This is a genomic window from Streptomyces polyasparticus (genome assembly GCF_014493765.1).
Classification (GTDB): Bacteria; Actinomycetota; Actinomycetes; order Streptomycetales; family Streptomycetaceae; genus Streptomyces; species Streptomyces polyasparticus.
Map to the genome: position 1 here is coordinate 168,822 of NZ_JACTVJ010000016.1, position 23,059 is coordinate 191,880.

Consider the following 23,059-nt stretch of genomic DNA (forward strand, 5'->3'; position numbering starts at 1 on the left):
CATGGGCCTGTGTCGGAACGGACGTTGGGACCGGCGGGGGCGGGACCCTCGGACCGGCTCCGCCGGCCGGGATGCGCCGGGAGGGCCGGCCCTCGTACAGGACCGGCCCGGGGCGTCGCGTCGTACGGCTACGGCAGCTCGGGGACGCCGAGGGCGACCTCGGGGTCGTCCAGGCTCAGGCCGGTGCGCAGGTCGAACTCCTGCTTGTGCATGGGCGAGGCGATGGTGGGGACGCCGTCACGGCTGCCCATGATGCCGTTCGCGATGACGGCGGCGCCGGAGTACGGGTCGTGGTTGCCGACCGCGTACAGCGCGCCGGAGCGGTCCTTGAACAGGGCCGCCTCGGTGCCGTCGGGCAGCACGGCCACACGGCCGCGGCCCGGCTCCAGGTCCGCGACGAGGTCCTGGCGGAAGTCGACACCGTCCTCGGGCGCGGCCGTGAACGGCTTGAAGCGCTTCAGCTTCTCCGGGTCGGCGAGCACGGCGGCCCACTCGTCCTGGTAGGCGGCGACATGGCGCTCCATCTGGGCTTCCAGCTCGGCGCAGATGCCCAGGGAGTCCTCGATGAGCACGGACTTGAGGTGGTCGAGGCCGCCGTCCATGCGCTCCAGCCAGGCCGAAGTGCGCTCCAGGCGCTCGCCCGTACGGACGTAGTACATGAGGAAGCGGTCGATGAGACGGAAGAGTTCGCCCGCGTCCAGGTCGGCGGCGAGGAGGTCGGCGTGGCGGGGGGTGGTGCCGCCGTTGCCGCAGACGTAGAGGTTCCAGCCGTTGGCCGTGGCGATGACGCCGATGTCCTTGCCGCGGGCCTCGGCGCACTCGCGCAGACAGCCCGAGACACCGCCCTTGATCTTGTGGGGCGCCCGCAGGCCGCGGTAGCGCAGCTCCAGGTCGATGGCGAGCTGTACGGAGTCGCCCTGGCCGAAGCGGCAGAACTTGGCGCCGATGCAGGACTTCACCGTGCGCAGGGACTTGCCGTAGGCGTGCCCGGACTCGAAGCCCGCGTCGACCATCCGCTGCCAGATCTCCGGGAGTTGCTCGGCGCGGGCGCCGAACAGGTCGATGCGCTGACCACCGGTGATCTTCGTGTAGAGGCCGTAGTCATGGGCGATCTCGCCGAGCACGATGAGCGCCTCGGGGGTGATCTCGCCGCCGGGGACGCGCGGGACGACCGAGTAGGTGCCGTCCTTCTGGAGATTGGCGAGGAACAGGTCGTTGGAGTCCTGCAGACCGGCCTGTTCGCCGTCGAGGATGTGGGTGAGTCCCAACTCCGGGCCCAGCGTGCCGAGTACGTTGCCGACGACCGGCTTGCAGACGACGCAGCCCTCGCCCTTGCCGTACTTCTCGAGGAGTTCGGTGAAGGAGCGGATGTGCTCGGTGCGGATCTTCTCGTAGATCTCCGAGCGGCTCAGCTCGAAGTGCTCGCACAGGCCCTTGGACTTCTCGATGCCGGCGGCGGCGAGTTCGGCGTCCAGGACGGCCTGCAGGGTGTTGACGCAACCGCCGCAGCCCGTACCGGCCTTGGTGCACTTCTTGATGCCGCCGAGATCGGTGATGCCCTCGGTGGCGATGGCTTCGGTGACCTGGGCCTTGGTGACGTTGTGGCAGGAGCACAGGACCGCGTCGTCGGGCAGGGCGTCCGCGCCGGGGATGTCGGCGGCCGTCGCGGGGCCGACATAGGCCTCGGCGGGGGCGGGGAGCTGCTTGCCGGTGTGCGGCTTGAGCGAGGAGTACGCGTCGGCGTCGCCGACGAGGATGCCGCCGAGCAGGGCGCCGTCCGGGCCGAGGAGCAGCTTCTTGTAGACGCCGTCGCGGGAGTCGGAGAAGACCACGGAGACCGCGCCGTCCGGGCCCTCCTGGGCGAACGGGTCGCCGAAGGAGGCGACGTCGGCGCCCATCAGCTTGAGCTTGGTGGAGGTGTCGGCGCCGTTGAACACCTTGGCGCCGTCGCCCGCGAGGGCGTCCGCGGCGGTCTCGGCCATCTGGTAGCCGGGCGCGACCAGGCCGTAGACACGGCCGTCGGCGGTCTGGGCGCACTCGCCGATGGCGTAGATGTACGGGTCGGTGGTGCGGCAGTGCTCGTCGACCACGACGCCGCCGCGGTCGCCGACGGCGATGCCGGCCTCGCGGGCGAGGCGGTCGCGGGGGCGGACGCCCGCGGAGAAGACGACGAGGTCGGCGTTGACGGTCTCGCCGTTGGACAGGCGCAGGGCGCGGGTGCGGCCGTCGCCGTCGGTCTCGACACTGCTCGCGCCGACGCCGGTGTGCACGGCGACGCCCATGCCCTCGATGGTGGCGCGCAGGGCGGCGGCGCCGCCGTCGTCGACCTGGAGGGGCATCAGGCGCGGGGCGAACTCCACGACGTGGGTCCGCAGTCCGAGGGTGCGCAGGGCACCGGCCGCTTCGAGGCCGAGAAGACCGCCGCCGACGACGACGCCGCTCTTCGCCTTCTCGGCGTATGCGGTGAGGGTCTCGACGTCGTACAGGGTGCGGTACGTGAAGCAGCCCGGGGCGTCGGCGTTGTCGATCGGGGGCACGAAGGGGTACGAGCCGGTGGCCAGGACCAGGGCGTCGTAGTCGACGACCGTGCCGGAGACGGTGGTGACCTGGCGGGTGGCGGTGTCGATGTGTTCGGCGGGGTCGCCCAGGCGGAGGTCGATGCCGTGCTGCTCGATGAACTCGCGGGTGGTGAGGGCGAGTTCGTCGGGTTCCGTGCCGGTGAAGGCGGAGGAGAGGTGGACGCGGTCGTAGGCGAGGCGGTCCTCCTCGGCGAGGACGATCACCTTCCAGCCGGGGCCGTTGTCGCCGTCGAAGGCGCCGCGTTCGGCGAGGACGTCCAGGAAGTGCTGGCCCACCATGCCGTGGCCGATCAGTACCAGGGTCTGGGTCATGGTGGTCTCACTCCGGCGTGCGTAGGGGATGCCTCCTTCGACGGTAGGTCGCGGGGGTTGGGCTGCTGGGCCGTGAAGGACCTCTTTGCACAGGTCGTGGGGCCCTTGGGGGGCGGGTCTTGTGGCAGGGTCCGGCGGGGTCGGCGGCACAGGCGCCGCCCTCTGCGGCCGGTGCGGCCGGGAAGGGCCTTGGTCGTTCGGAGGCCGGGAAGGGCCTCGGGCGTTCGGAGGCCGGGCAGGGCCTCGGGCGTTCAGAGGCCGGGCAGGGCCTCGGGCGTTCAGAGGCCGGGATGGGCCCTGGTCGTTCGGAGGCCGGGAAGGGCCCTGGTCGTTCGGAGGCCGGGAAGGGCCTTGGTCGTTCGGAGGAGCCGCGGGGGCCGGGCGAAGGACCAGCGGCCCTCGGGCCGAGGGCTTACGGCCGCTACTCAGCGGGCGGCGCGGTCCGTAGCGTCGAAGGCATGGCTCCTGCTGCTGCCCTCGTCGACGTGTCCCGCCCCACCGCCACCCCGGACGACCACTCCCCCGCGCTCGTGCTCGCCGTACACGGCAGCGCCGTCGCCGAAGCGGGAGCGACGATCGGGCGGCTGGTCGAGGCCGTCGAGGCGCTCGGCGGGATGCGGCCCCTCGTGGGGCACATGGACCACCAGGAGCCCTCGCTCGCCGAGGTGCTCGACGAGCTGGACCGCGCGGGACAGCGGCGGGCCGTGGTCGTGCCGCTGCTGCTCGGGGACGGGTTCCACCGGACCGTGGACATTCCCGGGGTGCTGTCCGCACCGCGGGCGCTCGAGACCGTCCTCACCGACGGGCTCAGCGGGGAATCCGATGTCGCGCTCGCGCTGTACGGGCGGCTGCGCGAGGCCGAGAGCCGGGCCGGGGCGCGCGCCGACGCCGTGGTCGTGGCAGCGGCCGGATCCTCGCGGGAAGGCGGCAACGACGGGGCCCGCACCGCCGTCAGCCAGCTCTGTGTGCTGCTCGACGCCGAGCGGGGCCCCATCCCGGTGCTGCCCGCGTACTGCTCGTCGTCCGAGCCGACGGTGCCCGATGCGGTCGCGCGGCTGCGGGCCGCCGGTTACCGGCGCATCGCCGTCGCCACGCATCTGCTCGCCCCCGGCCGTTTCACCCACGCCCTCGCGCGGACGGACGCCTGGACGGTCGCGGAGCCGCTCGCCGACCACCCGCGCATCGCGCGCCTGGTGCTGCGCCGTTACGCGGCAGCTTCGCGCCCCGCCGTGCGACGCCTGAAGGTCTCGGCCTGACCGTACGGCGCCTGGCCGACTCGGCGTCTCCGTACGAGAAACGCTGCGGCCTCACCGTACGAGGAACGCTGCGGCCTCACCGTACGAGGAACGCTGCGGCCTCACCGTCGGCCTCCCTCTACGAGAAACGCCGCAGCCTCCCCGGACGAGAGACGTCTCCCCCTGACCGTCCGCCAGTCACCCCCTGACCGTACGAGCGCCCCCGCCTGAAGCCTCGCCCCTCAGCCCCTCAGCCCCGCCCCTCCCCGCACACCCTCGTCGCACACCCGCGTCGCCACCCCCGTGAACGCGCGGACCTTCGTGGACGGCGCGCCGCCGCGCCACAGGAGCGCGTACTCGATCGGGCCGGCGTCGTCGAACGGGACGTAGACCAGGTTGGGGCGCGGGTAGTAGTGCGCCCCCTGTGCGGCGGCCACCGTGACGCCCTCGCCCGCGGCGACCAGGGCGAGCAGCTCCTGCCAGTAGCGGGTCGTCGCCGCACACCGGATGGGTCTGCCGCCCGGTGTACGGGCCGGCACCAGCCAGTCCCTGAAGGGTTCCGGCATCCCGTCCATCATGAGGACGGTCTCGTCGGCGAGGTCCTCCAGCGAGACCGTCGTACGGCCCGCGAACCGGTGTCCGGCGGACACCGCGAGCACCCGGTCGTCGCGCAGCAGCACCGGACCGACCGTCAGATCCGTTTCGGACACCGGCAGTTCGGTCAGCTGCACATCGAGTTCGCCCGCGCGCAGAGGCCCGAAGTGGTCCGACAGATGGACCTCGCGGATCTGCACCTCACAGCGGGGGTACTGCCCGCGGAACGCCTCCACGGCGCGCATCACCAACTCCCCCGCCAGGGGACTGGAAAAGCCCACGCGCAGGACGCCTTCGGTGCCGCGTGCGGTCTCGGTCGCGTGCGCAAGGGCTTCCAGGAGTCCTTGGTGGTACGGGGTCACGTCGTCGCGCAGCTGTCTGCCGAGCGGGGTGAGCACCACGTGGCGGCTCGACCGCTCGAACAGCGGGGCGCCGACGCGGCGTTCGAGCGCCTTGGTCAGCTGGCTCACGCGCGCCCGCGAGACGAGCAGCCGTTCCGCCGTGCGGCCGAAGTGCAGTTCCTCCGCCAGTACCAGGAATGCTTCCAGCTCCTGCCAGTTCATCCCGCACCCCCGTGAGCGGTAAGCGCACCTTACCGAGCGGTGAGGACTTCGCTGTTGATCACCTTCTCCTCGCGCAACCACACTGGTCAACGGGGAAGGCCGGTGCACCGCAACCGGGGCGGCCCCCTCCGGTCCGGCCGGCCACAGCAGGCCGACGGCCCGTCCCCGAAGGACAGTTGCGCCGCCGCGAGACCCGCGGGGCCGTTCAGCCCTGCCCTCTCACGCGGCGAAATGCCGCCGTATGACACGGAATCGAAGGGAACGAGACCTCTCATGTCCCGTCAGCGCGCCGACCGGCGCACTCCTCAGCGCCCTCCCGGCGGGGAGAGCACTCCCGACCCCCGAAGATGGCAGGCGCTCACCCTCCTCGTGGCGTCGTTCTTCATGGTCATCGTCGACTCGCAGATCGTCATGCTGGCCCTGCCCGCGATCGAGACGGAACTCGGTTTCGCGCCCGGCGGTGTCCAGTGGGTCATGAGCGCGTACCTGCTGAGCTTCGGCGGACTGCTGATGTTCGGCGGCCGTACGGCCGATCTGCTCGGCGGACGCCGGATGTTCCTGCTCGGTACGGCGCTGTTCGGCGTCGCCTCCGTCTTCTGCGGACTCGCCTGGACCGACGAGGTGCTGATCACCGCGCGCGTCGTCCAGGGCGTCGCCGCCGCCGTGATGACACCGACCGCGATGGCCGTCCTCATGCACACCTTCGCCGAGGGCCCCGAGCGCAACAAGGCGCTCGGCATCTGGACCGGCATCGGCGCCTTCGGTGCCACCGCCGCGCTGCTGATCGGCGGCCCGATCACCGACGGCCTCGGCTGGGAGTGGATCTTCTACATCAACGTGCCGGTGGTGGCCGCCGTCCTGCTGCTCGGCCCCAAGCTGCTGCGGAAGACACCGGTACAGCCCGGACGCCGCCGGTTCGACCCGGCCGGTGCGGTGACCGTCACCGCCGCCATCGCCCTGCTCGTTTACGCGGTGTCGGAGGCGCCCCTGGTGGGCTGGGGCAGTGGGCAGACGATCGGGATGCTGATCGCCGCGGCCGTGCTGCTCGTGGTGTTCACCGTGATCGAGGCGCGGTCGGACGCACCCCTCGTACCGCTGCGGATCTTCCGCTCGGCCACCGTCGTCGGCGGCAACATCCTGATGGCGATCGTCGCCATGGCGGTGTACGGAGGCGCGCTCATCACTTCGCTGTACGCCCAGCAGGTGCTCGGCTACAGCGCGGTCAAGTTCGGTCTGAGCACGGCGGTGTACGCGGTCATGTCGATCATCGGCGCCAACGTCAGCGCCCGGCTGGTCGCCAAGCTGGGCTACAAGCCGATCGCGATCACCGGCATGGCGCTCCTGTCCGGCGGTCTGCTGCTGCTCACGCAGATCGATCCGAACGGCGGCTACTGGAGCGACCTGTTCTTCGGTCTCGTGATCTTCGGCTCCGGCATCGGCAGTACGAACGTGGCGGCCTCGATCGCCTCGCTGACGGGCGCGCGGCCCGAGGAGTCGGGTCTGGTGTCGGGGATCAACAACGCGGTGTTCCAGATCGGCGCCGCGCTCGGTATCGCCATCGCCTCCTCGGTGGCCTTCGCGTACACGACCGGCACCGACGCCGCCGGGCTCAACGACGGCTTCCGCGCGGGCTTCCTGGCCACCGCGGTGTTCGCCCTCGCCGGTCTGGTCACGGCGCTGCTCCTGCTCCTGCACCGGTCGTCCGGACGGGCGCGGACGGCGGCCGGGGCGCCGGAGCAGAAGGAACCGCAGGCCGCACCGCACGTACCGGTCGGGCACTGACAGCCTGATCCGGGCAGCCCGGGGTCCTGTCCACCGTCGGCGGGCGGGGCCTCGGGCCCGCCTCGAAGGGTGGCCTGCCGCGTGCAGGGTCAACATGCGTGATACGCAAGGCACATGACCCAGACGAACAGGGACGCGATCACCGACGTCCAGGGTGTGCGCGTAGGGCACGCCACACGCGACGGGGACGGCTGGCTGACCGGTACGACCGTCGTGCTCGCCCCCGAAGGCGGCGCGGTGGCCGCGGTGGACGTGCGCGGCGGCGGGCCCGGCACGCGCGAGACGGACGCGCTCGATCCACGGAACCTCGTACAACGGGTGGACGCGATCGTGCTGACCGGCGGCAGCGCGTACGGGCTGGACTCGGCGTCGGGCGTGATGGCCTGGCTGGAGGAGCAGGGACGCGGCTTCCCCGTCGGCGGCCCGGGCAAGGTCGTCCCCGTCGTACCCGCCGCCTGCGTCTACGACCTCGGCCGGGGCGGCAGTTGGCGGGCGCGGCCCGACGCGTCCTTCGGGCGCGAGGCGGCCGAGGCCGCATCCGAGGACGTACGCCAGGGCTGCGTCGGCGCGGGCACGGGCGCGGTGGCCGGCGGGCTCAAGGGCGGGATCGGCACCGCGAGCACCCGGCTCGCGTCGGGCCACACGCTCGGCGCGCTGGTCGTGGTCAACGCCGTGGGCGAGGTGACGGATCCCCGTACCGGGACCCTCTACGGCCGGTACTTCACCGCCCCGGAGGGCCACCCCGCCGACCGCCCCTCCCCTGAAACCCACCACCGCGCCCGCCTGCGCCTGGCCGAAGCCAGATCCCGTACCGCCGAACTGCAGGCCGCCACCGGCCCCGGCGCCCCGCTGAACACCACCCTCGCCGTCGTCGCCACCGACGCCGCGCTCACCAAGGCCCAGGCGCAGAAGCTCGCGGGCACGGCGCACGACGGCATCGCACGCGCCGTACGCCCCGTACATCTGCTGCACGACGGCGATACGGTCTTCGCCCTCGCGACCGGCCGCAAGCCGCTCCCTGACGGGGAGTTGGAGGCCCTGCTCACGGTCAACGAGCTGCTCGCCGCCGCCGCGGACACCGTGACCCGCGCGATCGTGAAGGCCGTCGAGGCGGCGGAGAGCGTACGAGGACCGGGCGGGGAGTTCCCGTCGTACGCAGAGCTCTACCGCCGTACGGACGGCTAGCCGGACCAAGCCGACACGCGGGATGTCCCGACGCGGCGCACAGCCCCCTCGCGCAACAGGCGCCCCAACTTCCCTACGGCGCCCGCGACCTGGGAACCCGCGAGAAGTCTCGTACGTTTTCCCGAACGACGGACATGATGTCCGACCGAGGCACTACGGTGAGCGGCCACGAGGTCACAAGCAGCGACTGCCGGTCGGTGGCGGACCCATGGACAACCATGGACCCCCATGGCCCCACGGCCCCCATGGACCGGCAGCCGGCGACCGACGGCCGAGTGACATGTGTCAGCGCCCCAAGCCAGTGCCGCGGCAAGGAAGCTGTGGCAACGCCGGGAGAAACCTTGAGCGTTCCGTACGAGACCCCCCAGGAGCAGATCGGCCGGCTCCTCGGACACGCCCTCAACTCCTTCGAGCTGCCCGACGAGACGATGGCCCGCCTCGAGACGGCGCTCGCCCATGACTCCGTGCTGCACTCGGCGCAGCACAGCGCGGGCCTCTACCGCGAGACGTACCGCCACACCTGGCTGCTCACCGACGGCAGCGCACTGGTCCTGTGGGAGCTGGTGCACAACGCGACGGCGCGCCGCGAGACGCAGCACGAGCTGTACACGGAGGCGGAGGAGGCGCAGACGGCGGCGGCCCGGCTGCCGTTCCCGGCCGACCACGCACCGCGCCACGAAGCGCTCGCCACGGAGGGTGGTGCGGGCGCCGAGCCGCTGCTTCTGGAGACGGTGCTGCTCGTGGCCCCGGCACCGCGCCGGGCATATGCGCACTTCGCCCACGAGGACTCGGCCGACCACGGCCGCAGGCTCCTGCGCCGCGCGGAGAACGCGGACCGGCCCGGCGAGGAGACGGCGAGGCTGCTGCGTACGGCGGTGGCCCACCAGATCACCCAGGCCTTCGGGCGGCCGGGTCGTACGGACTCGGGGTTCACGCTGTACGAGCACGCGTTCCTGCTCGCGGACGGGCGTGAGCTGAGCCTGTGGGAGATCGAGCACACCGACTCGCCGGACGGGCGGCATGTCTGCGAGGTGTACGGCGAGGAGGGTCAGGCCCGCGGCGTCATGGAGGGACGCGGCGCATCGCTCTGAGGCCCCGGCGCATCACTCCGAGGTCCCCGAAGCATCACTCTGAGGCCCCGGCGCATCACTCCGGAATTCCCCGCGTACGGGACCGCTCTAGCGCGTCTCGCTCAGCCTGCGCACCAGCCCCGCGAAGGCCGCGTGCTCCTCTTCCGTGAGGTCCACGCGCTCGATCGGATGCGGAACCGACTGCCGCGGAATGCCGTCCAGATGGGCGGGCACCGCACCCGCGCGCCGGCTCTCGCGCCAGACGGCGATCTCGAAGCGATCGCGGCGCAGGAGGCGGGCGAGGCCGACGACCCAGGCCACGGTCGCGACGAGGAGGACCGTCAGGCCGATCTGCTGGACTACCGAGATCTGATCGAACATGCGGGCCAGTGAACCTCACGCACGGGCCTTACGACAGGGCCGGAATGGGACTTTGGTCCTGAAGTGACGTATCTCGCACATCGGATACGTCCGGACATACAACAAGGCCCCGGATTCCCTCGTACGGAAATCCGGGGCCTTGTGCGGCAGTTGGGACCGGGTCTCGGTCGGCCTGCCCGCAGGCGTCAGACCGAGACCGTCTCCTTGGCGGTCACCGGCGCGGCCTGGGCCTGCGCGGGCACGGTGGCCTCCGCGGCCGCCGGCTTGCGCATGCCCTTGAGCAGGATCACCAGGCCGGCCGACACACACGTACCGGCCACGACCGCCACCAGGTAGAGCAGCGGCTGCCCGATCAGCGGGACCACGAAGATGCCGCCGTGCGGGGCCTGCAGCGTGGCGCCGAACGCCATCGACAGGGCGCCGGTCACCGCGCCGCCCGCCATCGAGGCCGGGATGACGCGCAGCGGGTCGGCCGCCGCGAACGGGATCGCGCCCTCGGTGATGAAGGAGGCGCCGAGCACCCAGGCGGCCTTGCCGTTCTCGCGCTCGGCCTTGGTGAAGAGCTTGCCGCGCACCGTCGTGGCCAGGGCCATCGCGAGCGGCGGGACCATGCCGGCGCCCATGACCGCGGCCATCACCTTGAGGTTGCCGTCGGTGGCGTTGGCGCCGAGGCCGCCGACCGCGAAGGCGTACGCGACCTTGTTGAGCGGACCGCCCAGGTCGAAGCACATCATCAGGCCGAGGATGACGCCCAGGATGATCGCGTTGGAGCCGTCCAGGGATTCCAGCCAGTCGGTCAGACCGCTCTGCAGCGAGGCGATCGGCTCACCGACCACGAGGAACATCAGGAAGCCGACCACCGCCGAGGAGATCAGCGGGATCACGACCACCGGCATGATGCCGCGCAGCACGGGCGGGATACGGACCTTCTGGATCGCCATGACCGTGGCGCCCGCGATCAGACCGGCCGCGAGACCGCCGAGGAAGCCGGCGTTGATGGTGACGGCGACCGCGCCGCCGACGAAACCGGGCACGAGACCGGGCCGGTCCGCCATGCCGTACGCGATGTATCCGGCGAGCACCGGCACGAGGAAGCCGAAGGCGAGCCCGCCCACCTGGAAGAACAGCGCGGCCCAGCTGGCGGCCTCGGCCCAGACGAAGTGGTCGACGACCGACTTGGCGGTGTTGATCTCGTAGCCGCCGATCGCGAAACCGAGGGCGATCAGCAGACCGCCGGCCGCGACGAACGGGACCATGTAGCTGACGGTCTACTTTTGCTAAGGTACTTACCTCTTGGATTGGAGACTACTCGTGGCCAAACCGTCTTCCAAGTGGCAGATGCACCCGGACCTTCAACGGGCACTTGCCGATGGTCAGACCTTCGAAGACTGGCTTGGCGACAGGAAACCGTGCTGCTCATACGCTCGCATCACACTCGATCGGCGCGAAGAGAAGGGCGTGGCCCGGCAGCACCGCAACTGCGACGAGTTCGCCGCGCAGCACGGTTGCGCCATCGTCTACCGGTACACGGACAACCACATCACCGCGGCGGACCCGGACATCGAGCGGCCGGCGTTCCTCCGACTGGTACGCGACCTTCGTGCCCGCCGAGTTGAGGAAGGGCACCCCATCCACGGCGTGTTCGTCGTCGAGGAAGAGAGGGTGGTGCGGCTACCCGAGGACTACCTGAAACTGCACCGCGCACTCACCGTGGACAAGAACGGGTTGTACGGCGTCACTGACACCAGAACCGTCCTGGACGTGCACAGCGACGCCGAGATGCTGCGCGGTCTGCTCACCTCAGCCATGGGTGAGCGCGAGGTGGTCAGGGTCAAGCGCCGCGTAAGCCGGAACGTGCGCGATCAGGCCCTTGAAGGCGCCCCGAGTGGACCACGACGGTTCGGCTGGAAGGGAGCGGACCCACGGGCCGGCCGCAAGGTCAATGAGGAGCTGGACCCCAAAGAGTCGAAGGTACTGCGCGTAGCCATCGACATGGCCCTGTCGGGCAAGCACTGGTCCAGCATCGTGAAGCACCTGGACGACAGCGGATACCTGACCAACCGTGGCAACAAATGGTCCACCACTCCGGTTCAGTACATGCTCACCAATCCGGCCCTCTGCGGATACCGCATGATCAAGGGCGAGTTGATCCGGGACCCGAAAACAGGCGAGCCCGTGGTTGGCAAGTGGGAAGCGATCTGCACCCCTGAGGAGTGGTACAAGCTCATTGACCGGTGCCCCGTCTGGTTCAACCTGGACGGAGACACCGCCTCAACGCGCTATCGCGAGAAGGTGCAGCGCGAGGGCAAGAAGGACTTCCGAGGCATGGCCGAGGCGACCCGCCGATTCCTCCTGACGAACATTGCCCGATGCGGCTACGCCAAGGAGGACGGGACGATCTGCGGCGCGAAGATGAAGGGGATGGGTCCCGCAGGCACCAACAAGCAAGACCGGTATCGGTGTGGCGACCCCAGGTGCAACAAGGTAAGCCGGCGAGCTGACTACGTGGACAAGGCCATCGAAAGACTGGTGGTCAAGTTCCTGGAGAAGCAGTTCGCGGCGCTCAAACCGGCCGAGAAACCTTGGTACGGCGAGGGAACGCTTAGTGCCCTGGTTGCCAAGCGGACTGAGATCAAGGCCGCCTACAAGGCGAACGCCATCAGTATGGCCGAGTACCTCGACTTCAAGGACAGCAACGACGCTCAGATCACCGCGTCGCAGAAGGACCGGGACGACTACTACGCGGAGCAGGCAGCAAAGAACTTCCTGGCGGGCTTCACGCGCGAGAAGTGGGAAGACTTCGACATACGGCAGAAGCGCAAGGCCATCGCGACCGTTCTGCAGGCTGTCATCATCCACCCGCTACCTCAGGGGCGTGCACGCAGCAGCGCCTTCGACGCGGACCTGTTGGAGCCTGTGTTCCGGGCGGTTCACTGAAAGAGTTCCCGAAGGATCTCTATCTGCTCTTCGCCGAGCCCTGGAGCGGCTTGTGCGTGCGCTGTCGCCCAGCGCTCGATCTGCTCCTCTACCGGGTCTTCCCGGGAGTCTTCGAGCAGCTCAACCTCAACTGTCGTAATGGTCATTCGAGTTGCCCTCCTCCCAATCCGTCGCTGAGCGCTTCGCGTGCGGTGTCGCGATTGGTGCGGATGTCTTCGGCGATGGATGCGGCCAGGGCGGATTCGCCGGGGGTGTGGCCGTGGCCGGCGTAGGCCCAGTGCGCCAGGACGAGCGTCGTGTCTGGCTCGGGGAGGCCAAGGGCTTGGCGTTGCTCTTCGGCGCGGTAGTTGGCGCGTACGGCGCGGCGTTCACCGAAGGTGCGTGAGTAGGCGCGGGACTTGGTGAGGAAGTGCCCCCGGAAGCCGAGCATGTGGGCCCACTGCCACAGCTTGCGTTCGGGGTAGAGCGGGTTGAGGTCGTGGCAGGCGCGGATCAGCCGGCGGGCGTGCTCGGGCACGCGGGCGCGGTCGAGTTCGGCCAGTTCCCCGATGCGGCGGTCGAGGGCGCCGGTTGTTTCGGCGGCTTTGGTGGCGTACTTGGCCACGTAGGAGGCAACGGCCCCTTCAGTGAGGTCACTGCCGTCGCCAAAGGCCCCGATAGGCCGGATGTCGAGCTGCCGTCCCCAGCGCAGTACGCGGGCCGGTTGGTCGCCGACCGCCCGCACGGGCACGGTGACGTACGGGTGAGCGTGGGCTGCGTCGATGGCATCGGTGAGCAGGTCGAGGCTGGCCCAGGGGGGCGGAACCGAGTCGGGCCCGTCGGGTCCGTCGATGCGGATCACAGCGTGGAAGTGGATGGCACCGCGCTTCTGAAACTCTGCGACCTTGTTGAACGACAGGCGCGCCGACTCCTTGAATTCGACCTGAGTGAGCCCGGCACGGAGGGCCAGTTCGCGGCGTAGGCGGTTGGTGAAGCGGTGCCACAGCTCGCCTGCGTGGTTGTTGAAGAGCACGGCGCCCGCGTAGTCGTACGACTCAGGGTCCAGCGGGGTGCCTAGGTCCGGATCATCCTCACCGTGGCGGGTGCCGCAGCGGCAGCGGCCGGTGTCAGGGCGGTTGTGCACCGGGCCGAAGCTCGGGGCGGTCAGGGTCGCGAAGACGCGGGGACGGTCGCGGACCGTGGCGGGGATGCCCATCCGGTCGTCACCGGTCAGGCCCGCTCGTACGAGGTGGTAGGCGTCCCCGGCGTACAGGTAGGCGCAGGGCTCGCAGCGTGAGGCGCGGCGGTTGCCGCAGGCGATGCGGAGCCGGCCGCCGGGCAGAGCGCCCGTGTCCGTGTGGTGCAGCACCTCCCCTGTGCTCTTGTCCTTGACCACTGACCAGCCCGTCAGGTGGATCGGGTTGGAGCAGCCGCCGGTACGCCGGATCTGTTCGCGCCAGGCGTCGAAGTCCGGGGCGGAGGCGACCCGCAGCACGTCCGCGAGGACGATCGGATCGAGGGTGTCAGCGTCCGGCATGTGCGATCACCTCCCGGACTGAGGCGACGAGTTGGGGCGTGGGGGTCCACAGTCCGCGCGCACCGGACCAGGGCAGCGGCTTGACGAGGGTTCGGAGATCGGTGAACTTCCAGTGCCACTGGCCGGGGGCGGACCACAGCGTGCAGTACCCGTCGTTCTCGTGGCAGTCGACGAGCCGGCCCACGGCGAGGATCGCGCCTCGGGGCTGGGGACGCTTCAGGAACGGCCGGGCGAGCGGCAGATCCCACGCCTCACGGTCGGTGGTCAGCCCGGCATGGATCAGGACCCAGCCCCGGTAGTCGGTGGCCCAACGGCGGTTCTCGATCCGCTTCGTGCCGTAGGCCATGGCAGACGCCCAGGGCTGCCACAGGGTGAGTGCGCGAACCTCCGAGTGCGCGGCCATCAGAGCACCTCCAGCAGGCGGGAGGCGATCCACTGGGCGACGTTGGCGGGCACGGCGTTGCCTGCCTGTTTGGTCTGCTCGCCACCGTGTCCCAACACCGTGTAGTCGTCGGTGAAGCGCTGGGCACGCAGGTGCTCACGCGGGGACAGCATCCGGAAGTAGCAGTCCTCCAACGCGATCTCTTCCGGTGTCGCGTCGGCGCCGAGGACCACGCCGGCGGAGGTGCGGGTAGCGATCGTGTGCAGCGGGCCATCGGTCGTGGTGGGTCCGCCCTTGCGGTACGGGATCACGAGCCCGTGATGGTTGCCCCCGGCGGTGATCGAGGCGAGCGGATCGGCAATGGCGCGGGTGGTGGAGCCGCCGCCGCGGTGCTCGGTGATGAACGCGCCCGGGACCAGGAGCGCTTCGGATTCACGAGTCGTGCGGGTGCGCATCGGCACGGTGACCGTGGCCGCGTCGGTGTTCCAACTTCCGCCGACCGGGACCAGGAGCGGGGGTACGGCGATGCCGTCGCCGATCCGGACCGTGCGGGTGGGCAGCGGCGAGGCGTTCGCGGGGTAGGCGCGACCGTCCCCGGTGTCGGAGTGGTTGACCGTGACCATGGTCGGCACACGGTGCTTGGCCAGCCCGAGCCGGATCTTGCGCAGCGTGGCAGCAGCGAGCGGGCGCATACCCAGGGTGTCGCGATCACCGATCCGGATACCGGGGTCGGTCCAGTTGATCGCGGTCGCGGCGGGGCGCACGTACGGCTCGATCACCTGGTGACGACACTGCGCGTTGGGGCAGCGGAAGTCGTACTGCTGGCGGTACTTGCCGATCGTGTGCGCCCGCTTCGTCTTGCGGTTGATCCGCCAGGACTGCACCGCCAAGACATCCGACTCGCACGACGGGCACCAGGCCGGCGGGCGCACATCGAGGTCCGGCGCGCGCATCTCGCGGCGGGTGAAGACGACGAAGATCCGGTCGCGCCACTGCGGGGCGTGCTCGTTGCCGTCGTCGTCGCCGATGTGGGCGGCGGTGACGGAGACGATCTGATGGCGGAAGCCGAGGATCTCCATGCCGTGCAGCCACCAGGAGAACAACGGCCAAGCGGTCGCGAAGCGAGGCACGTTCTCACACACCACCGCGTCGAAGTTGTGCACCTCAGCCGCCCGCAGGATGTCGTACGCCGTCGCCCGGGTGCGCTCCCAGGCCGCATCGGCGATCGGGCCTTCCTCGAAGAGGTCCAACTGACCTGCGGTCGGGGCGGGTTTGGGGCGGGCTACTCCGTCGGCGGGGCTGCCTTCGGTGCAGATCGGGGAGCCGACCAGGACCCGGGCCTTGGGCAGGCGCCGCATGTCGTAGTGATCGAGGTCCACGCACAGGTGCTCTGCCTCGGGGAAGTTCGCCGCATGGGTCTCGACCGCGCGGTTCCAGTGGTTGGCGCCGAGGACGACATCGAAGCCGGCGCGGCGGAAACCGTCGGAGTCACCGCCCGCACCGCAGAACAGGTGAATGGAAGTGGGCCGTGAGGTCGCGGGGCGGCGCATCATCGGGCCACCCCCACCACGTCGTTGGCGATGGCGTCCAGGGCCTGTGCCGCGTCGATGGCAACCCGAGCGAGGGTGCGCAGCGCGTCACCGTCCCCGGCGGAGACCATGAGCACGATGCGGCCGTGGTTACCCTCGATCTCCAGAGAGACGAAGGGACGCCCCGAGGAAGAGGCGGGGTAGGCGTCCACACTGACCACAGAATCGGCGTCCAGGTGGGTGGAGACAGTGAGGTACCTCATGCCGACACCTCCACACGTGCCGAGGAGCGACGCTTGAGACCGGTGCCATCACAGGCCTTGCAGTGAGCGGTGATGGTGCGCAGGTGGCCGTGTTGGTCGCGTCCGCCGAGAGTGATCGCGACGGAGGCGAAGCCGTCGCAGTCCGGGCAGATCCGGGCAGCGGTGGTCTGGGTCTCGGGCATGATGGGACTTCCTTCCGGTTGGAGTGATCGGGTGGGGGCTTGGCCGTCCGGGGCGGCGGAAGTTTGGCGACCGAGGCCGTCCCGGGGGCCGGTCAGCGTTTCTTGAGTGGCGGTCGACTGCCGCCCGATTTCGGGGCCTTGACCGCGAAGGAGACGAGTCCGCCGCCGCCGATCAGGGCGGGGATCGCGGCCTTGAGCGCAAGGGCCGTGGTTGCGGCGACCTGCATCAGCGACAGGACCGCCGCTGTGACGAGGTAGACCGTGGCGCCGATGCCGACCGTGGCCGCGAGGATCAGCAGCACCGGACCGGTGTACGAGCGGGGCTCGGTGTGGACGATCACGACGTTGCGGGGGTCGGTGCCGGGCGGGAGCAGGTCGGCCGGGATGTGGCCGGCGCGGAGCTGTGCATCGGGGCGGATCACGGTGGTTCTCCTTTCTGGGCAAGGTCACTTGGGCGGGTCGTTGACGACCGTGGTGCCGGTCTGCGTGCCGGAGTCGATCGCGGGGGCCAGGAAGCTGTCAGCGAGCAGATAGCCGCCAAGCAGCAGGACGACGACGAGCCAGAACGGCGGGCGGAAGAGCTTGACGCCGAGCCAGCCGACGACCAGGAGGAAGAGCCACAGCGGGATGGACACGGCGTTTCCTTTCAGGCGAGTTGGGTGGTGATGGCGGCGGCCATCGGGGCGGGGATGCGCATGCGGGCGCTGAGGGTGTTGGCGTCGATCTGCTCACCGGTCGTGGCACGGTGACTGTCGGCGATCTTTCGGGCCTGGGCGATCAGGGCATCCGGGACCGCGATGGCGGGCGCCAGCTCCGGGAGCGAGGTGGGCTCTTCGCGTGCGGGTGCGGTGTCCACAGGCTGTGGATGAGCCGGTTCGTCGCGCTCGATCTCCACGGCCGGAACGGTCTTGGGCTGTTCGTCCGTGCCGGGGGTGTGGGCGAGGAGGGTGCCGCCGAGGAAGGCGAGTGCGGGCCAGCCGGCGACCAGGAACCGCAACCATGCGGGCGGGTGCGCGAGGTCGAGGAATCCGGCAGTGGCGACGTTCGCACCGAGCGAGGCCACGAGCGCCACGAGGAACCAGGACCAGGCCAGACGCGGTGTGTGTCCGGTGCGGAGTCGGCGCCATGCGGCGACGAGCAGCAGGTCAACGCTGATCGGGTAGGCCCAGGCCTTCCAGCCGTCCTGACCGGCGGCATGGGCGATGTCGTGGAGGTGGGCGAAGGACAGGGCCCCGGCGATCACGGCCTGTACGAGTACGAAGTCGAGGCGGACTGGTGAGCGCATCGGGTCCTCCTTCCAGGGGTTGGGCCGTCGCGGGGCGGGGTGTGAGGTCCTGCCGCCCGGCGACGACGGGTCAGGCGGTGGGCTGTTCTCCGGTGCCGAAGCAGTTCAGGCACAAGCCGGTCTGCTCGCCGACCTCGCGGTGTTTGCGGCCGACGCGGACGGTCCGGGAGACCTCTCCGGTGCCCTTGCACGGCTTGCACTGCGCAGCCGGCGGCTTGCGGGTGCGGGCCTTTCGAGCGGCCACGGTCAGGTCTCCGTTCCGGGCTCGGGCGGGAACAGCCCCGGAGGGAACAGGTCGACGATCGTGCCCGTGTCGTATGTGATGGCCGCGTCGTCCAGCGGCAGCGACATCGCGAGGGCTCCCCCGGTGATGTCCGCGAACTCTTCGTCATGGCCGGGCCGTTCGGCGTACATCACGAGGAAGCCGAGCATCAGCACCGTGCGGTTGAGGTCTTCGCAGTGATCGCACATGACGTGCCGTCCTTTCCGGTTTCAGGCATGGAGCGGGTAGGGACCCGGCGTGAAGGTGGTCACGCCGAACCGTTGGGGTGCGGGGAGTTACGAGGCCGGGGCCGGCGCGGCTGCCTCGAAGGCGACCGGGCGGAACGGCTCCAGGACCGGCACGTTCGGGGTCAGGTGGGCGTACTTGCGGCATTCGGCCGCCGCCTCCCCGAGCGTGGTCATCGGGGTGCGGATGCGGGTCCAGCCGCCGGAGGTGTCCCCGGCGATCGCGGTTCCCCGACGTTCCGCAGCGATGGCGGTGGCGGCGGGTACGGCCAGGTCGCTGATGTCCCCGAGGCCCATTTCGGCGGTCTGCTTGTCGTTGCAGCGGTGCACCACACGCCCCGTGAGCTGGGCCCGCAGGGCGGTCGCGCCCTTGCCGAGATCGGTGCCGAAGCGCTGCCCGGCGACCTCCAGATAGATTCCGACCGCGCGGGCGAGCTGAGCGATCCGCAGAAGCTGGGTGACGATCCGGTCCCGCCGGGGCGCGTCGACCTTGGAGGCGATCAGGAACAGTTCGGCGACCTCATCCACCAGGACCACGATCGGCACCGGGCGGAGCTTGGCGGGCAGGCCCCAGATGTCCGAGGTGATGTCCTCAAGAGGCGTGTCCGGCGAGATGCCCTGATGCAGGCACAGCAGGTCGAAACGGTCTTCCATCTCCTGCACCAAAGCGTCCAAGAGGCCCTCAGCCTGATCGGGGTTCGTGGCCAGCGCGGACAACCGCGGGGCGAACGGGCCCTGTTCCACACCGCGCTTGCAGTCGATCCCCACCAGGGCCACCTGAAGTGGGGCCAAGCCCTTGATAAGACAGCGCTGGTACATGGACTTGCCGGAGTCGGACGCGCCCATGGTCAACGCGTGCGGAACCTGGCGGTAGTTGCGGACGAAGGGCTGCCCGTCCTCGCGCAGGGCGACGATCGCGGAGAGCGGTCCGGGCACCAGCCGGCGGGGCATGCGGACCTTGCCGAGTAGGTCGAAGGCGGTCATACGCACTTCCACGATGCCAGGCTTCCGCTCAGCGACATGCAGCGAATACACGCCCCAGGCATGCCGCAGACGCTCACCCGCGTTGGTCACATGCTCGGGAGCCAGACCGGCCGCCAAACGCAGCGTGAGGCGCAGACCGGTCGTGGTCGGGCGTATGCCTCGGATCTTGGGGATGCTCGGGCGGCGGACCTCAGCACCGGTGACCTTGTGGGCGAACACCCGCCACCACGGCGGGGCCACCGTCAGCTCACAGGCTTCCATCGTGGCCCGGTAGGACGCGAGCACCCGGTACAGGGTCGCCGGAAAGCCGATCAGCGACCAATACAGGCCCGGGGCCTTGTTCTTAGCGATCTGCGCGAGCACCACCAGGGCGACGACCAGGATCACTAACTCGGTCAGCGACATGACGATCAGCCCTTGCCATTCGAGGCAGCCGGCGCCGGGGTCTTCGCGGTGACCGCGATCGCACGGAGGCTGATCCCGTGCTGCGGCCGTCCACCGAGAACCGCCTCCCACGGGCGAGCCACCAGACCGGGGAACTCCACCGGCATACCCGGCATCAGGTCCTGCTGAAGACCGTCCTCGGCAACCACGACGACCAGCGCGTCCGGCTTGGCGTCCTGCATCATCAACGCCACGCTCACGTTGAACAGCACCTTGCCCGAGTCCCGATCGCGGGCCGCTTCACCGGTCTCCCGGTCCTTGAGCTTGGGCTCCGGAGCCTGAAGCAGCATCCAGGACATTCCGGAAGTGTCTACGGGGATCTGACGCATGAGCTTGGGTCCTTCCTTGTGGTGGGTGGCCGAGACCAACCCGGGTAGGTAATGACAGAGTGAACTAGCTCAATCTGACTGTCAATAGGCCGTGCCGCACGAAGTCAGATTGACCTAGGAGGGCGGTACGCTTTCCGAATGGACGGATGGAAGCCGGGGCAGAGGCCGACCGCGAAAGAGATCGCCGCGCACTACCAAAAGATGATCTCCGATGGCCGCTATAGGCCTGGTGACCAGCTTCCCGCCGCCCGTGCGCTAGCCAAGTACCTGGAGGTCGGTTACATGACCGTCCAGAGCGGCTACGGCCAACTCGCCGCAGCGGGGTTGGCGCAGAAGGAGCAAGGTCGCGGGACGTTCGTCCGCGCGGTACCGGATGGCGATAACGCGCAGCCGGTCGCCACCGTGGACGAGCTTGCCGAGCGACTCGCTCATGTGACCTCCCAACTCTCGGATCTTCAGGACCGGGTGGCGCTCCTGGAGAGCGAGCGCCGAGGTTCCGCTGACGAGAACCAGTAAGCCGCAGATCGCGCGGATCCACAGTGGACAGGGTTAACGGAACCGACCGTTAACCGTTAACTCCGCATGTAGATGCGGGATTTGGGGCACCATGTAGACCCTGTTAACTCCTGTCCTGCGGGGGCGCCGTGACCGCCAGACTGCGCGAGGCAAGGCAAAGTAGGGACTGGACGCAGGCCGAGTTGATCAGCCGCCTGTTAGCTGCGGTCGAGCGTCTTGGGCTGCAACCCAGAAGCGCGACGAGCTTGAAGACCCTCGTGTCCATGCACGAGAACGGTCGAAGAGCAGTCACCAGCGAGTACCAACAGCTGTACTGCGAGGTCTACGAAGCGGAGCCAGCCGAGCTGGGGTTCGCTGCCCATTCCACCGAAGTCGACCTGTCGACAGCTCAGCCCACCTTGATCCTGCCGTCTCAACGACAACTCCCGACACCGGCAAACCCGGACACGCTGGGCTATCTCGATTCCATCCTCAATCAGCATGCGCAGGCCGAGCCGCTGGTAGGGCCGCAGTTTCTGTTGCCTGCCGTGCAGAGCCAGATGCCGCTCATCGACATGTTGGTGAGGAACGCGGCCGGCGCCCTGAGAGATGACGTGCTTCGCGTCGGGGCGCGCTACTCGGAGTTCATCGGGTGGCTGTACCAGGACACCGGACACACGGTGGATGCCGCCAAGTGGACAGGCCTGGCGATGGAATTGGCCCAGGAACTGGGCGACCCGCAGCTGAGCGCACACATCCTTCAACGGCGCAGCAACATCGCAACCGAAGCCGGTCACGCTGGGCAGGGCGCTGGACTCGCCAACGCTGCGCTCCGCTTCTCGGACGAAATCACACCGCGTCTCCGCGCTTCGGCCCTCAGGCAGCTCGCCAACTCGAAGGCAGTCCTTGGAGAGGAAAGCGACTACAAGCGGGCAGTTGAACAGGCCATGATCGAGGCCGCCGCAGGCGATGACTCAGACATGCTCGCCGGATACTGCTCCGTGGCGTACGTCGAGATGGAGAGTGCCACGGGCGCTGTACGCCTCGGGGATCCTGAGCCCGCTGTGGCGACTTATCGCGTGAGCCTTGAACACTGGCCCGCAGTTCAGGTCCGCGATCGCGGACTGTGCCTTGCGCGCTTGGCGACAGCCCATGCCCAACTCGGAGACGTCGAAGGCGCGTACGAGGCCGGCGCCGAGGCAGCGTCCATCGCGCAGAGGACCGGCTCAGCTCGCATCATGGATGAGCTGTTCCGGTTGCAAGGGCACCTTGCGCCATGGTCGAAACTGGTGGAAATTGCTGATCTGAACAGTACGTTGGACGAGATGAAGGGCATCAAGCGCCCGACCTGATCAAGAGGAGCCGCGTGTATCCGCTACCGACTGCAACCAGCCCGGAGATTGACGAACGAGCCCCCCGGGTGGCGGTGCTACCAGTCGGAGCGTTCGAGCAGCACGGCCCGTACCTCCCCCTAATCACGGATACCGCGATCGCCTGCATCATGGCCCAGGAGATCGCCAATGCCTACAACGTCCACCTCTTGCCGCCGATCACTATGGGGTGCAGCCACGAGCATTCAGCGTGGCCAGCGACAGTGAGCATCAGCGCGAGAACGATGATCGCCATCGTGGACGACATCCGAGCGTCGCTCCGTCGGTCCGGGATCACGAAGCTGGTCATCGTCAACGGCCATGGGGGCAACTACGTGCTCTCCAACATCGTCCAGGAGGCCAACGCGGACGGGCCATGCGTGACGCTGTTCCCCCAGGGACACGACTGGGAGCGTGCGCGTCGGCATGGAGGTCTCGTGACCGGAGCGGACGGCCGAAGCGACATGCACGCCGGGGAGGTCGAAACCTCGATCCTCCTGCACGCGGCACCCGAGCTGGTGCGAGATGGCTACCAGGAAGCGGATCACGACGGGGATTGGCGCGAGTTCCTCCTGACGCTCGGGTTGAAAGCACACACCGAGTCCGGGGTCTTGGGCTACCCGTCCTACGCCACGGCAGAGAAGGGCAAGGGCGTCTTGGAGAGCCTCACGGCCTCGTTCGCGGAGCATCTTCGCGTGCTTGGTGAAGCTGCAGGCTGAGCGGCAACGCGGGCCATGATCGGTAGCGCGGACAGAGTTTCCCTACATCATCAAGAGCTCGCTTCGCTCGCCGACCGGGGGTCCGTGGACTTGCCTCGGATGCCGTCATCGCCCCCGCCTGAAGGATCACGCCCATGGCGACGCGTGCGCGTCGACATCGCACCGCCGCCGCGATCCGACCTGGGAGAGAGAAGAAGAGCGCCGGTTGATCTCGCCGAGCAAAGTGCAGGCAGGACCCCAGAAACCCAAGAACCACCAGGGCAACAAAGTAGATCCAAGTCCAGAAGGATCAATCACAGGGATTGAGGGCCGCGCACAGCGCGGCCGGCGCCGGTCGGGGGGGGGCCCCCGCCCCCCCCCCCCCCCCACCCCCCCGGGGGGGCGCCGGGGGCCCCCCCCCCCCCCCCCCCCCGCGC

The 23,059-nt window shown here is 69.4% G+C and carries 24 protein-coding genes and 1 pseudogene; 8 read left to right on the forward strand and 17 right to left on the reverse strand.

What is annotated here, in order from left to right:
* Nucleotides 1–128: 128 nt before the first annotated feature.
* Nucleotides 129–2,891, reverse strand: coding sequence for a nitrite reductase large subunit NirB (gene nirB, locus H9Y04_RS30525; RefSeq protein ID WP_187817320.1), 2,763 nt, complete (start codon nucleotides 2,889–2,891; stop codon nucleotides 129–131).
* A gap of 458 nt (nucleotides 2,892–3,349) precedes the next feature.
* Between nirB and H9Y04_RS30530 the strand changes: the two genes are divergently transcribed.
* A complete protein-coding gene (locus H9Y04_RS30530; RefSeq protein ID WP_187817321.1) occupies nucleotides 3,350–4,147 on the forward strand; it encodes a sirohydrochlorin chelatase in 798 nt (265 codons plus the stop codon).
* Between the two features lie 221 nt (nucleotides 4,148–4,368).
* On the opposite strand, the gene H9Y04_RS30535 is transcribed toward H9Y04_RS30530, so the two are convergent.
* The gene (locus tag H9Y04_RS30535; protein WP_187817322.1) at nucleotides 4,369–5,283 is read right to left on the reverse strand and encodes a LysR family transcriptional regulator; all 915 of its coding nucleotides are present in this window, start codon (nucleotides 5,281–5,283) and stop codon (nucleotides 4,369–4,371) included.
* 273 nt (nucleotides 5,284–5,556) lie between these two features.
* Between H9Y04_RS30535 and H9Y04_RS30540 the strand changes: the two genes are divergently transcribed.
* The 3 genes from H9Y04_RS30540 to H9Y04_RS30550 all read left to right on the forward strand — a co-directional run bounded on the left by H9Y04_RS30540 (nucleotide 5,557) and on the right by H9Y04_RS30550 (nucleotide 9,341).
* Entirely contained in the window at nucleotides 5,557–7,065 is a 1,509-nt protein-coding gene (locus tag H9Y04_RS30540) for an MFS transporter (protein WP_214661773.1), read from the forward strand.
* Nucleotides 7,066–7,179: 114 nt separating this feature from the next.
* The gene (locus H9Y04_RS30545; RefSeq protein ID WP_187817323.1) at nucleotides 7,180–8,250 is read left to right on the forward strand and encodes a P1 family peptidase; all 1,071 of its coding nucleotides are present in this window, start codon (nucleotides 7,180–7,182) and stop codon (nucleotides 8,248–8,250) included.
* A gap of 341 nt (nucleotides 8,251–8,591) precedes the next feature.
* Entirely contained in the window at nucleotides 8,592–9,341 is a 750-nt protein-coding gene (locus H9Y04_RS30550) for a DUF6227 family protein (protein ID WP_214661774.1), read from the forward strand.
* Nucleotides 9,342–9,428: 87 nt separating this feature from the next.
* On the opposite strand, the gene H9Y04_RS30555 is transcribed toward H9Y04_RS30550, so the two are convergent.
* Both H9Y04_RS30555 and H9Y04_RS30560 read right to left on the reverse strand, forming a co-directional pair.
* Nucleotides 9,429–9,701 (reverse strand): hypothetical protein, encoded by a 273-nt coding sequence (locus H9Y04_RS30555; protein ID WP_187817325.1) that lies wholly within the window; start codon nucleotides 9,699–9,701, stop codon nucleotides 9,429–9,431.
* 185 nt (nucleotides 9,702–9,886) lie between these two features.
* Nucleotides 9,887–10,966: pseudogene (locus H9Y04_RS30560) on the reverse strand (PTS fructose transporter subunit IIC); the annotation flags it as partial.
* A gap of 46 nt (nucleotides 10,967–11,012) precedes the next feature.
* On the opposite strand from H9Y04_RS30560, the gene H9Y04_RS30565 reads away from it, so the two are divergent.
* A complete protein-coding gene (locus H9Y04_RS30565; RefSeq protein WP_187817326.1) occupies nucleotides 11,013–12,638 on the forward strand; it encodes a recombinase family protein in 1,626 nt (541 codons plus the stop codon).
* Here H9Y04_RS30565 and H9Y04_RS30570 read toward each other — a convergent pair.
* The 13 genes from H9Y04_RS30570 to H9Y04_RS30630 all read right to left on the reverse strand — a co-directional run bounded on the left by H9Y04_RS30570 (nucleotide 12,632) and on the right by H9Y04_RS30630 (nucleotide 20,059).
* On the reverse strand, nucleotides 12,632–12,784 hold the full coding sequence (locus H9Y04_RS30570; protein ID WP_187817327.1) for a hypothetical protein: 153 nt from the start codon (nucleotides 12,782–12,784) through the stop codon (nucleotides 12,632–12,634). The genes H9Y04_RS30565 and H9Y04_RS30570 overlap by 7 nt on opposite strands.
* Nucleotides 12,781–14,154, reverse strand: coding sequence for a replication initiator protein RepSA (gene repSA, locus H9Y04_RS30575; RefSeq protein ID WP_187817328.1), 1,374 nt, complete (start codon nucleotides 14,152–14,154; stop codon nucleotides 12,781–12,783). Before repSA ends, H9Y04_RS30570 begins: the two co-directional genes overlap by 4 nt.
* Entirely contained in the window at nucleotides 14,141–14,557 is a 417-nt protein-coding gene (locus H9Y04_RS30580; protein ID WP_187817329.1) for an ASCH domain-containing protein, read from the reverse strand. The genes repSA and H9Y04_RS30580 overlap by 14 nt, the downstream gene beginning before the upstream one ends.
* The gene (locus tag H9Y04_RS30585) at nucleotides 14,557–16,089 is read right to left on the reverse strand and encodes a DNA cytosine methyltransferase (RefSeq protein ID WP_236071654.1); all 1,533 of its coding nucleotides are present in this window, start codon (nucleotides 16,087–16,089) and stop codon (nucleotides 14,557–14,559) included. The genes H9Y04_RS30580 and H9Y04_RS30585 overlap by 1 nt, the downstream gene beginning before the upstream one ends.
* A complete protein-coding gene (locus H9Y04_RS30590; protein WP_187817330.1) occupies nucleotides 16,086–16,328 on the reverse strand; it encodes a hypothetical protein in 243 nt (80 codons plus the stop codon). The genes H9Y04_RS30585 and H9Y04_RS30590 overlap by 4 nt, the downstream gene beginning before the upstream one ends.
* On the reverse strand, nucleotides 16,325–16,510 hold the full coding sequence (locus H9Y04_RS30595; protein WP_187817331.1) for a hypothetical protein: 186 nt from the start codon (nucleotides 16,508–16,510) through the stop codon (nucleotides 16,325–16,327). The genes H9Y04_RS30590 and H9Y04_RS30595 overlap by 4 nt, the downstream gene beginning before the upstream one ends.
* A 92-nt stretch (nucleotides 16,511–16,602) precedes the next feature.
* Nucleotides 16,603–16,932, reverse strand: a complete 330-nt coding sequence (locus H9Y04_RS30600) for a hypothetical protein (protein ID WP_187817332.1) — start codon at nucleotides 16,930–16,932, stop codon at nucleotides 16,603–16,605.
* A gap of 24 nt (nucleotides 16,933–16,956) precedes the next feature.
* Nucleotides 16,957–17,145 carry a hypothetical protein gene (locus H9Y04_RS30605; protein WP_187817333.1) on the reverse strand — a complete coding sequence of 63 codons (189 nt, stop codon included), beginning with the start codon at nucleotides 17,143–17,145 and terminating at the stop codon, nucleotides 16,957–16,959.
* A gap of 11 nt (nucleotides 17,146–17,156) precedes the next feature.
* The gene (locus tag H9Y04_RS30610; protein ID WP_187817334.1) at nucleotides 17,157–17,795 is read right to left on the reverse strand and encodes a DUF2637 domain-containing protein; all 639 of its coding nucleotides are present in this window, start codon (nucleotides 17,793–17,795) and stop codon (nucleotides 17,157–17,159) included.
* Nucleotides 17,796–17,865: 70 nt separating this feature from the next.
* Nucleotides 17,866–18,039 (reverse strand): hypothetical protein, encoded by a 174-nt coding sequence (locus H9Y04_RS30615; protein ID WP_187817335.1) that lies wholly within the window; start codon nucleotides 18,037–18,039, stop codon nucleotides 17,866–17,868.
* 2 nt (nucleotides 18,040–18,041) lie between these two features.
* Nucleotides 18,042–18,266, reverse strand: a complete 225-nt coding sequence (locus H9Y04_RS30620) for a hypothetical protein (RefSeq protein WP_187817336.1) — start codon at nucleotides 18,264–18,266, stop codon at nucleotides 18,042–18,044.
* 87 nt (nucleotides 18,267–18,353) lie between these two features.
* Entirely contained in the window at nucleotides 18,354–19,691 is a 1,338-nt protein-coding gene (locus tag H9Y04_RS30625) for an FtsK/SpoIIIE domain-containing protein (protein ID WP_187817337.1), read from the reverse strand.
* Between the two features lie 5 nt (nucleotides 19,692–19,696).
* The gene (locus H9Y04_RS30630) at nucleotides 19,697–20,059 is read right to left on the reverse strand and encodes an SCO3933 family regulatory protein (protein ID WP_187817338.1); all 363 of its coding nucleotides are present in this window, start codon (nucleotides 20,057–20,059) and stop codon (nucleotides 19,697–19,699) included.
* Nucleotides 20,060–20,197: 138 nt separating this feature from the next.
* On the opposite strand from H9Y04_RS30630, the gene H9Y04_RS30635 reads away from it, so the two are divergent.
* From H9Y04_RS30635 to H9Y04_RS30645, 3 genes are all read left to right on the forward strand, one after another.
* The gene (locus tag H9Y04_RS30635) at nucleotides 20,198–20,575 is read left to right on the forward strand and encodes a GntR family transcriptional regulator (protein ID WP_187817339.1); all 378 of its coding nucleotides are present in this window, start codon (nucleotides 20,198–20,200) and stop codon (nucleotides 20,573–20,575) included.
* A gap of 128 nt (nucleotides 20,576–20,703) precedes the next feature.
* Nucleotides 20,704–21,906, forward strand: a complete 1,203-nt coding sequence (locus tag H9Y04_RS30640) for a helix-turn-helix domain-containing protein (protein ID WP_187817340.1) — start codon at nucleotides 20,704–20,706, stop codon at nucleotides 21,904–21,906.
* Nucleotides 21,907–21,920: 14 nt separating this feature from the next.
* The gene (locus H9Y04_RS30645; RefSeq protein ID WP_187817341.1) at nucleotides 21,921–22,643 is read left to right on the forward strand and encodes a creatininase family protein; all 723 of its coding nucleotides are present in this window, start codon (nucleotides 21,921–21,923) and stop codon (nucleotides 22,641–22,643) included.
* The last annotated feature ends 416 nt before the right edge of the window (nucleotides 22,644–23,059 follow it).

Excerpts from the sequence above, each read along its gene's own strand:
- repSA (WP_187817328.1), bottom strand. The coding sequence starts at position 14,154 with ATGCCGGACGCTGACACCCTCGATCCGATCGTCCTCGCGGACGTGCTG.
- H9Y04_RS30570 (WP_187817327.1), bottom strand. The coding sequence starts at position 12,784 with ATGACCATTACGACAGTTGAGGTTGAGCTGCTCGAAGACTCCCGGGAA.
- H9Y04_RS30625 (WP_187817337.1), bottom strand. The coding sequence starts at position 19,691 with ATGTCGCTGACCGAGTTAGTGATCCTGGTCGTCGCCCTGGTGGTGCTC.
- H9Y04_RS30610 (WP_187817334.1), bottom strand. The coding sequence starts at position 17,795 with ATGCGCTCACCAGTCCGCCTCGACTTCGTACTCGTACAGGCCGTGATC.
- H9Y04_RS30535 (WP_187817322.1), bottom strand. The coding sequence starts at position 5,283 with ATGAACTGGCAGGAGCTGGAAGCATTCCTGGTACTGGCGGAGGAACTG.
- H9Y04_RS30530 (WP_187817321.1), top strand. The coding sequence starts at position 3,350 with ATGGCTCCTGCTGCTGCCCTCGTCGACGTGTCCCGCCCCACCGCCACC.
- nirB (WP_187817320.1), bottom strand. The coding sequence starts at position 2,891 with ATGACCCAGACCCTGGTACTGATCGGCCACGGCATGGTGGGCCAGCAC.
- H9Y04_RS30580 (WP_187817329.1), bottom strand. The coding sequence starts at position 14,557 with ATGGCCGCGCACTCGGAGGTTCGCGCACTCACCCTGTGGCAGCCCTGG.
- H9Y04_RS30620 (WP_187817336.1), bottom strand. The coding sequence starts at position 18,266 with ATGTGCGATCACTGCGAAGACCTCAACCGCACGGTGCTGATGCTCGGC.
- H9Y04_RS30545 (WP_187817323.1), top strand. The coding sequence starts at position 7,180 with ATGACCCAGACGAACAGGGACGCGATCACCGACGTCCAGGGTGTGCGC.
- H9Y04_RS30635 (WP_187817339.1), top strand. The coding sequence starts at position 20,198 with ATGGACGGATGGAAGCCGGGGCAGAGGCCGACCGCGAAAGAGATCGCC.
- H9Y04_RS30555 (WP_187817325.1), bottom strand. The coding sequence starts at position 9,701 with ATGTTCGATCAGATCTCGGTAGTCCAGCAGATCGGCCTGACGGTCCTC.
- H9Y04_RS30590 (WP_187817330.1), bottom strand. The coding sequence starts at position 16,328 with ATGAGGTACCTCACTGTCTCCACCCACCTGGACGCCGATTCTGTGGTC.
- H9Y04_RS30585 (WP_236071654.1), bottom strand. The coding sequence starts at position 16,089 with ATGATGCGCCGCCCCGCGACCTCACGGCCCACTTCCATTCACCTGTTC.
- H9Y04_RS30595 (WP_187817331.1), bottom strand. The coding sequence starts at position 16,510 with ATGCCCGAGACCCAGACCACCGCTGCCCGGATCTGCCCGGACTGCGAC.
- H9Y04_RS30540 (WP_214661773.1), top strand. The coding sequence starts at position 5,557 with ATGTCCCGTCAGCGCGCCGACCGGCGCACTCCTCAGCGCCCTCCCGGC.
- H9Y04_RS30630 (WP_187817338.1), bottom strand. The coding sequence starts at position 20,059 with ATGCGTCAGATCCCCGTAGACACTTCCGGAATGTCCTGGATGCTGCTT.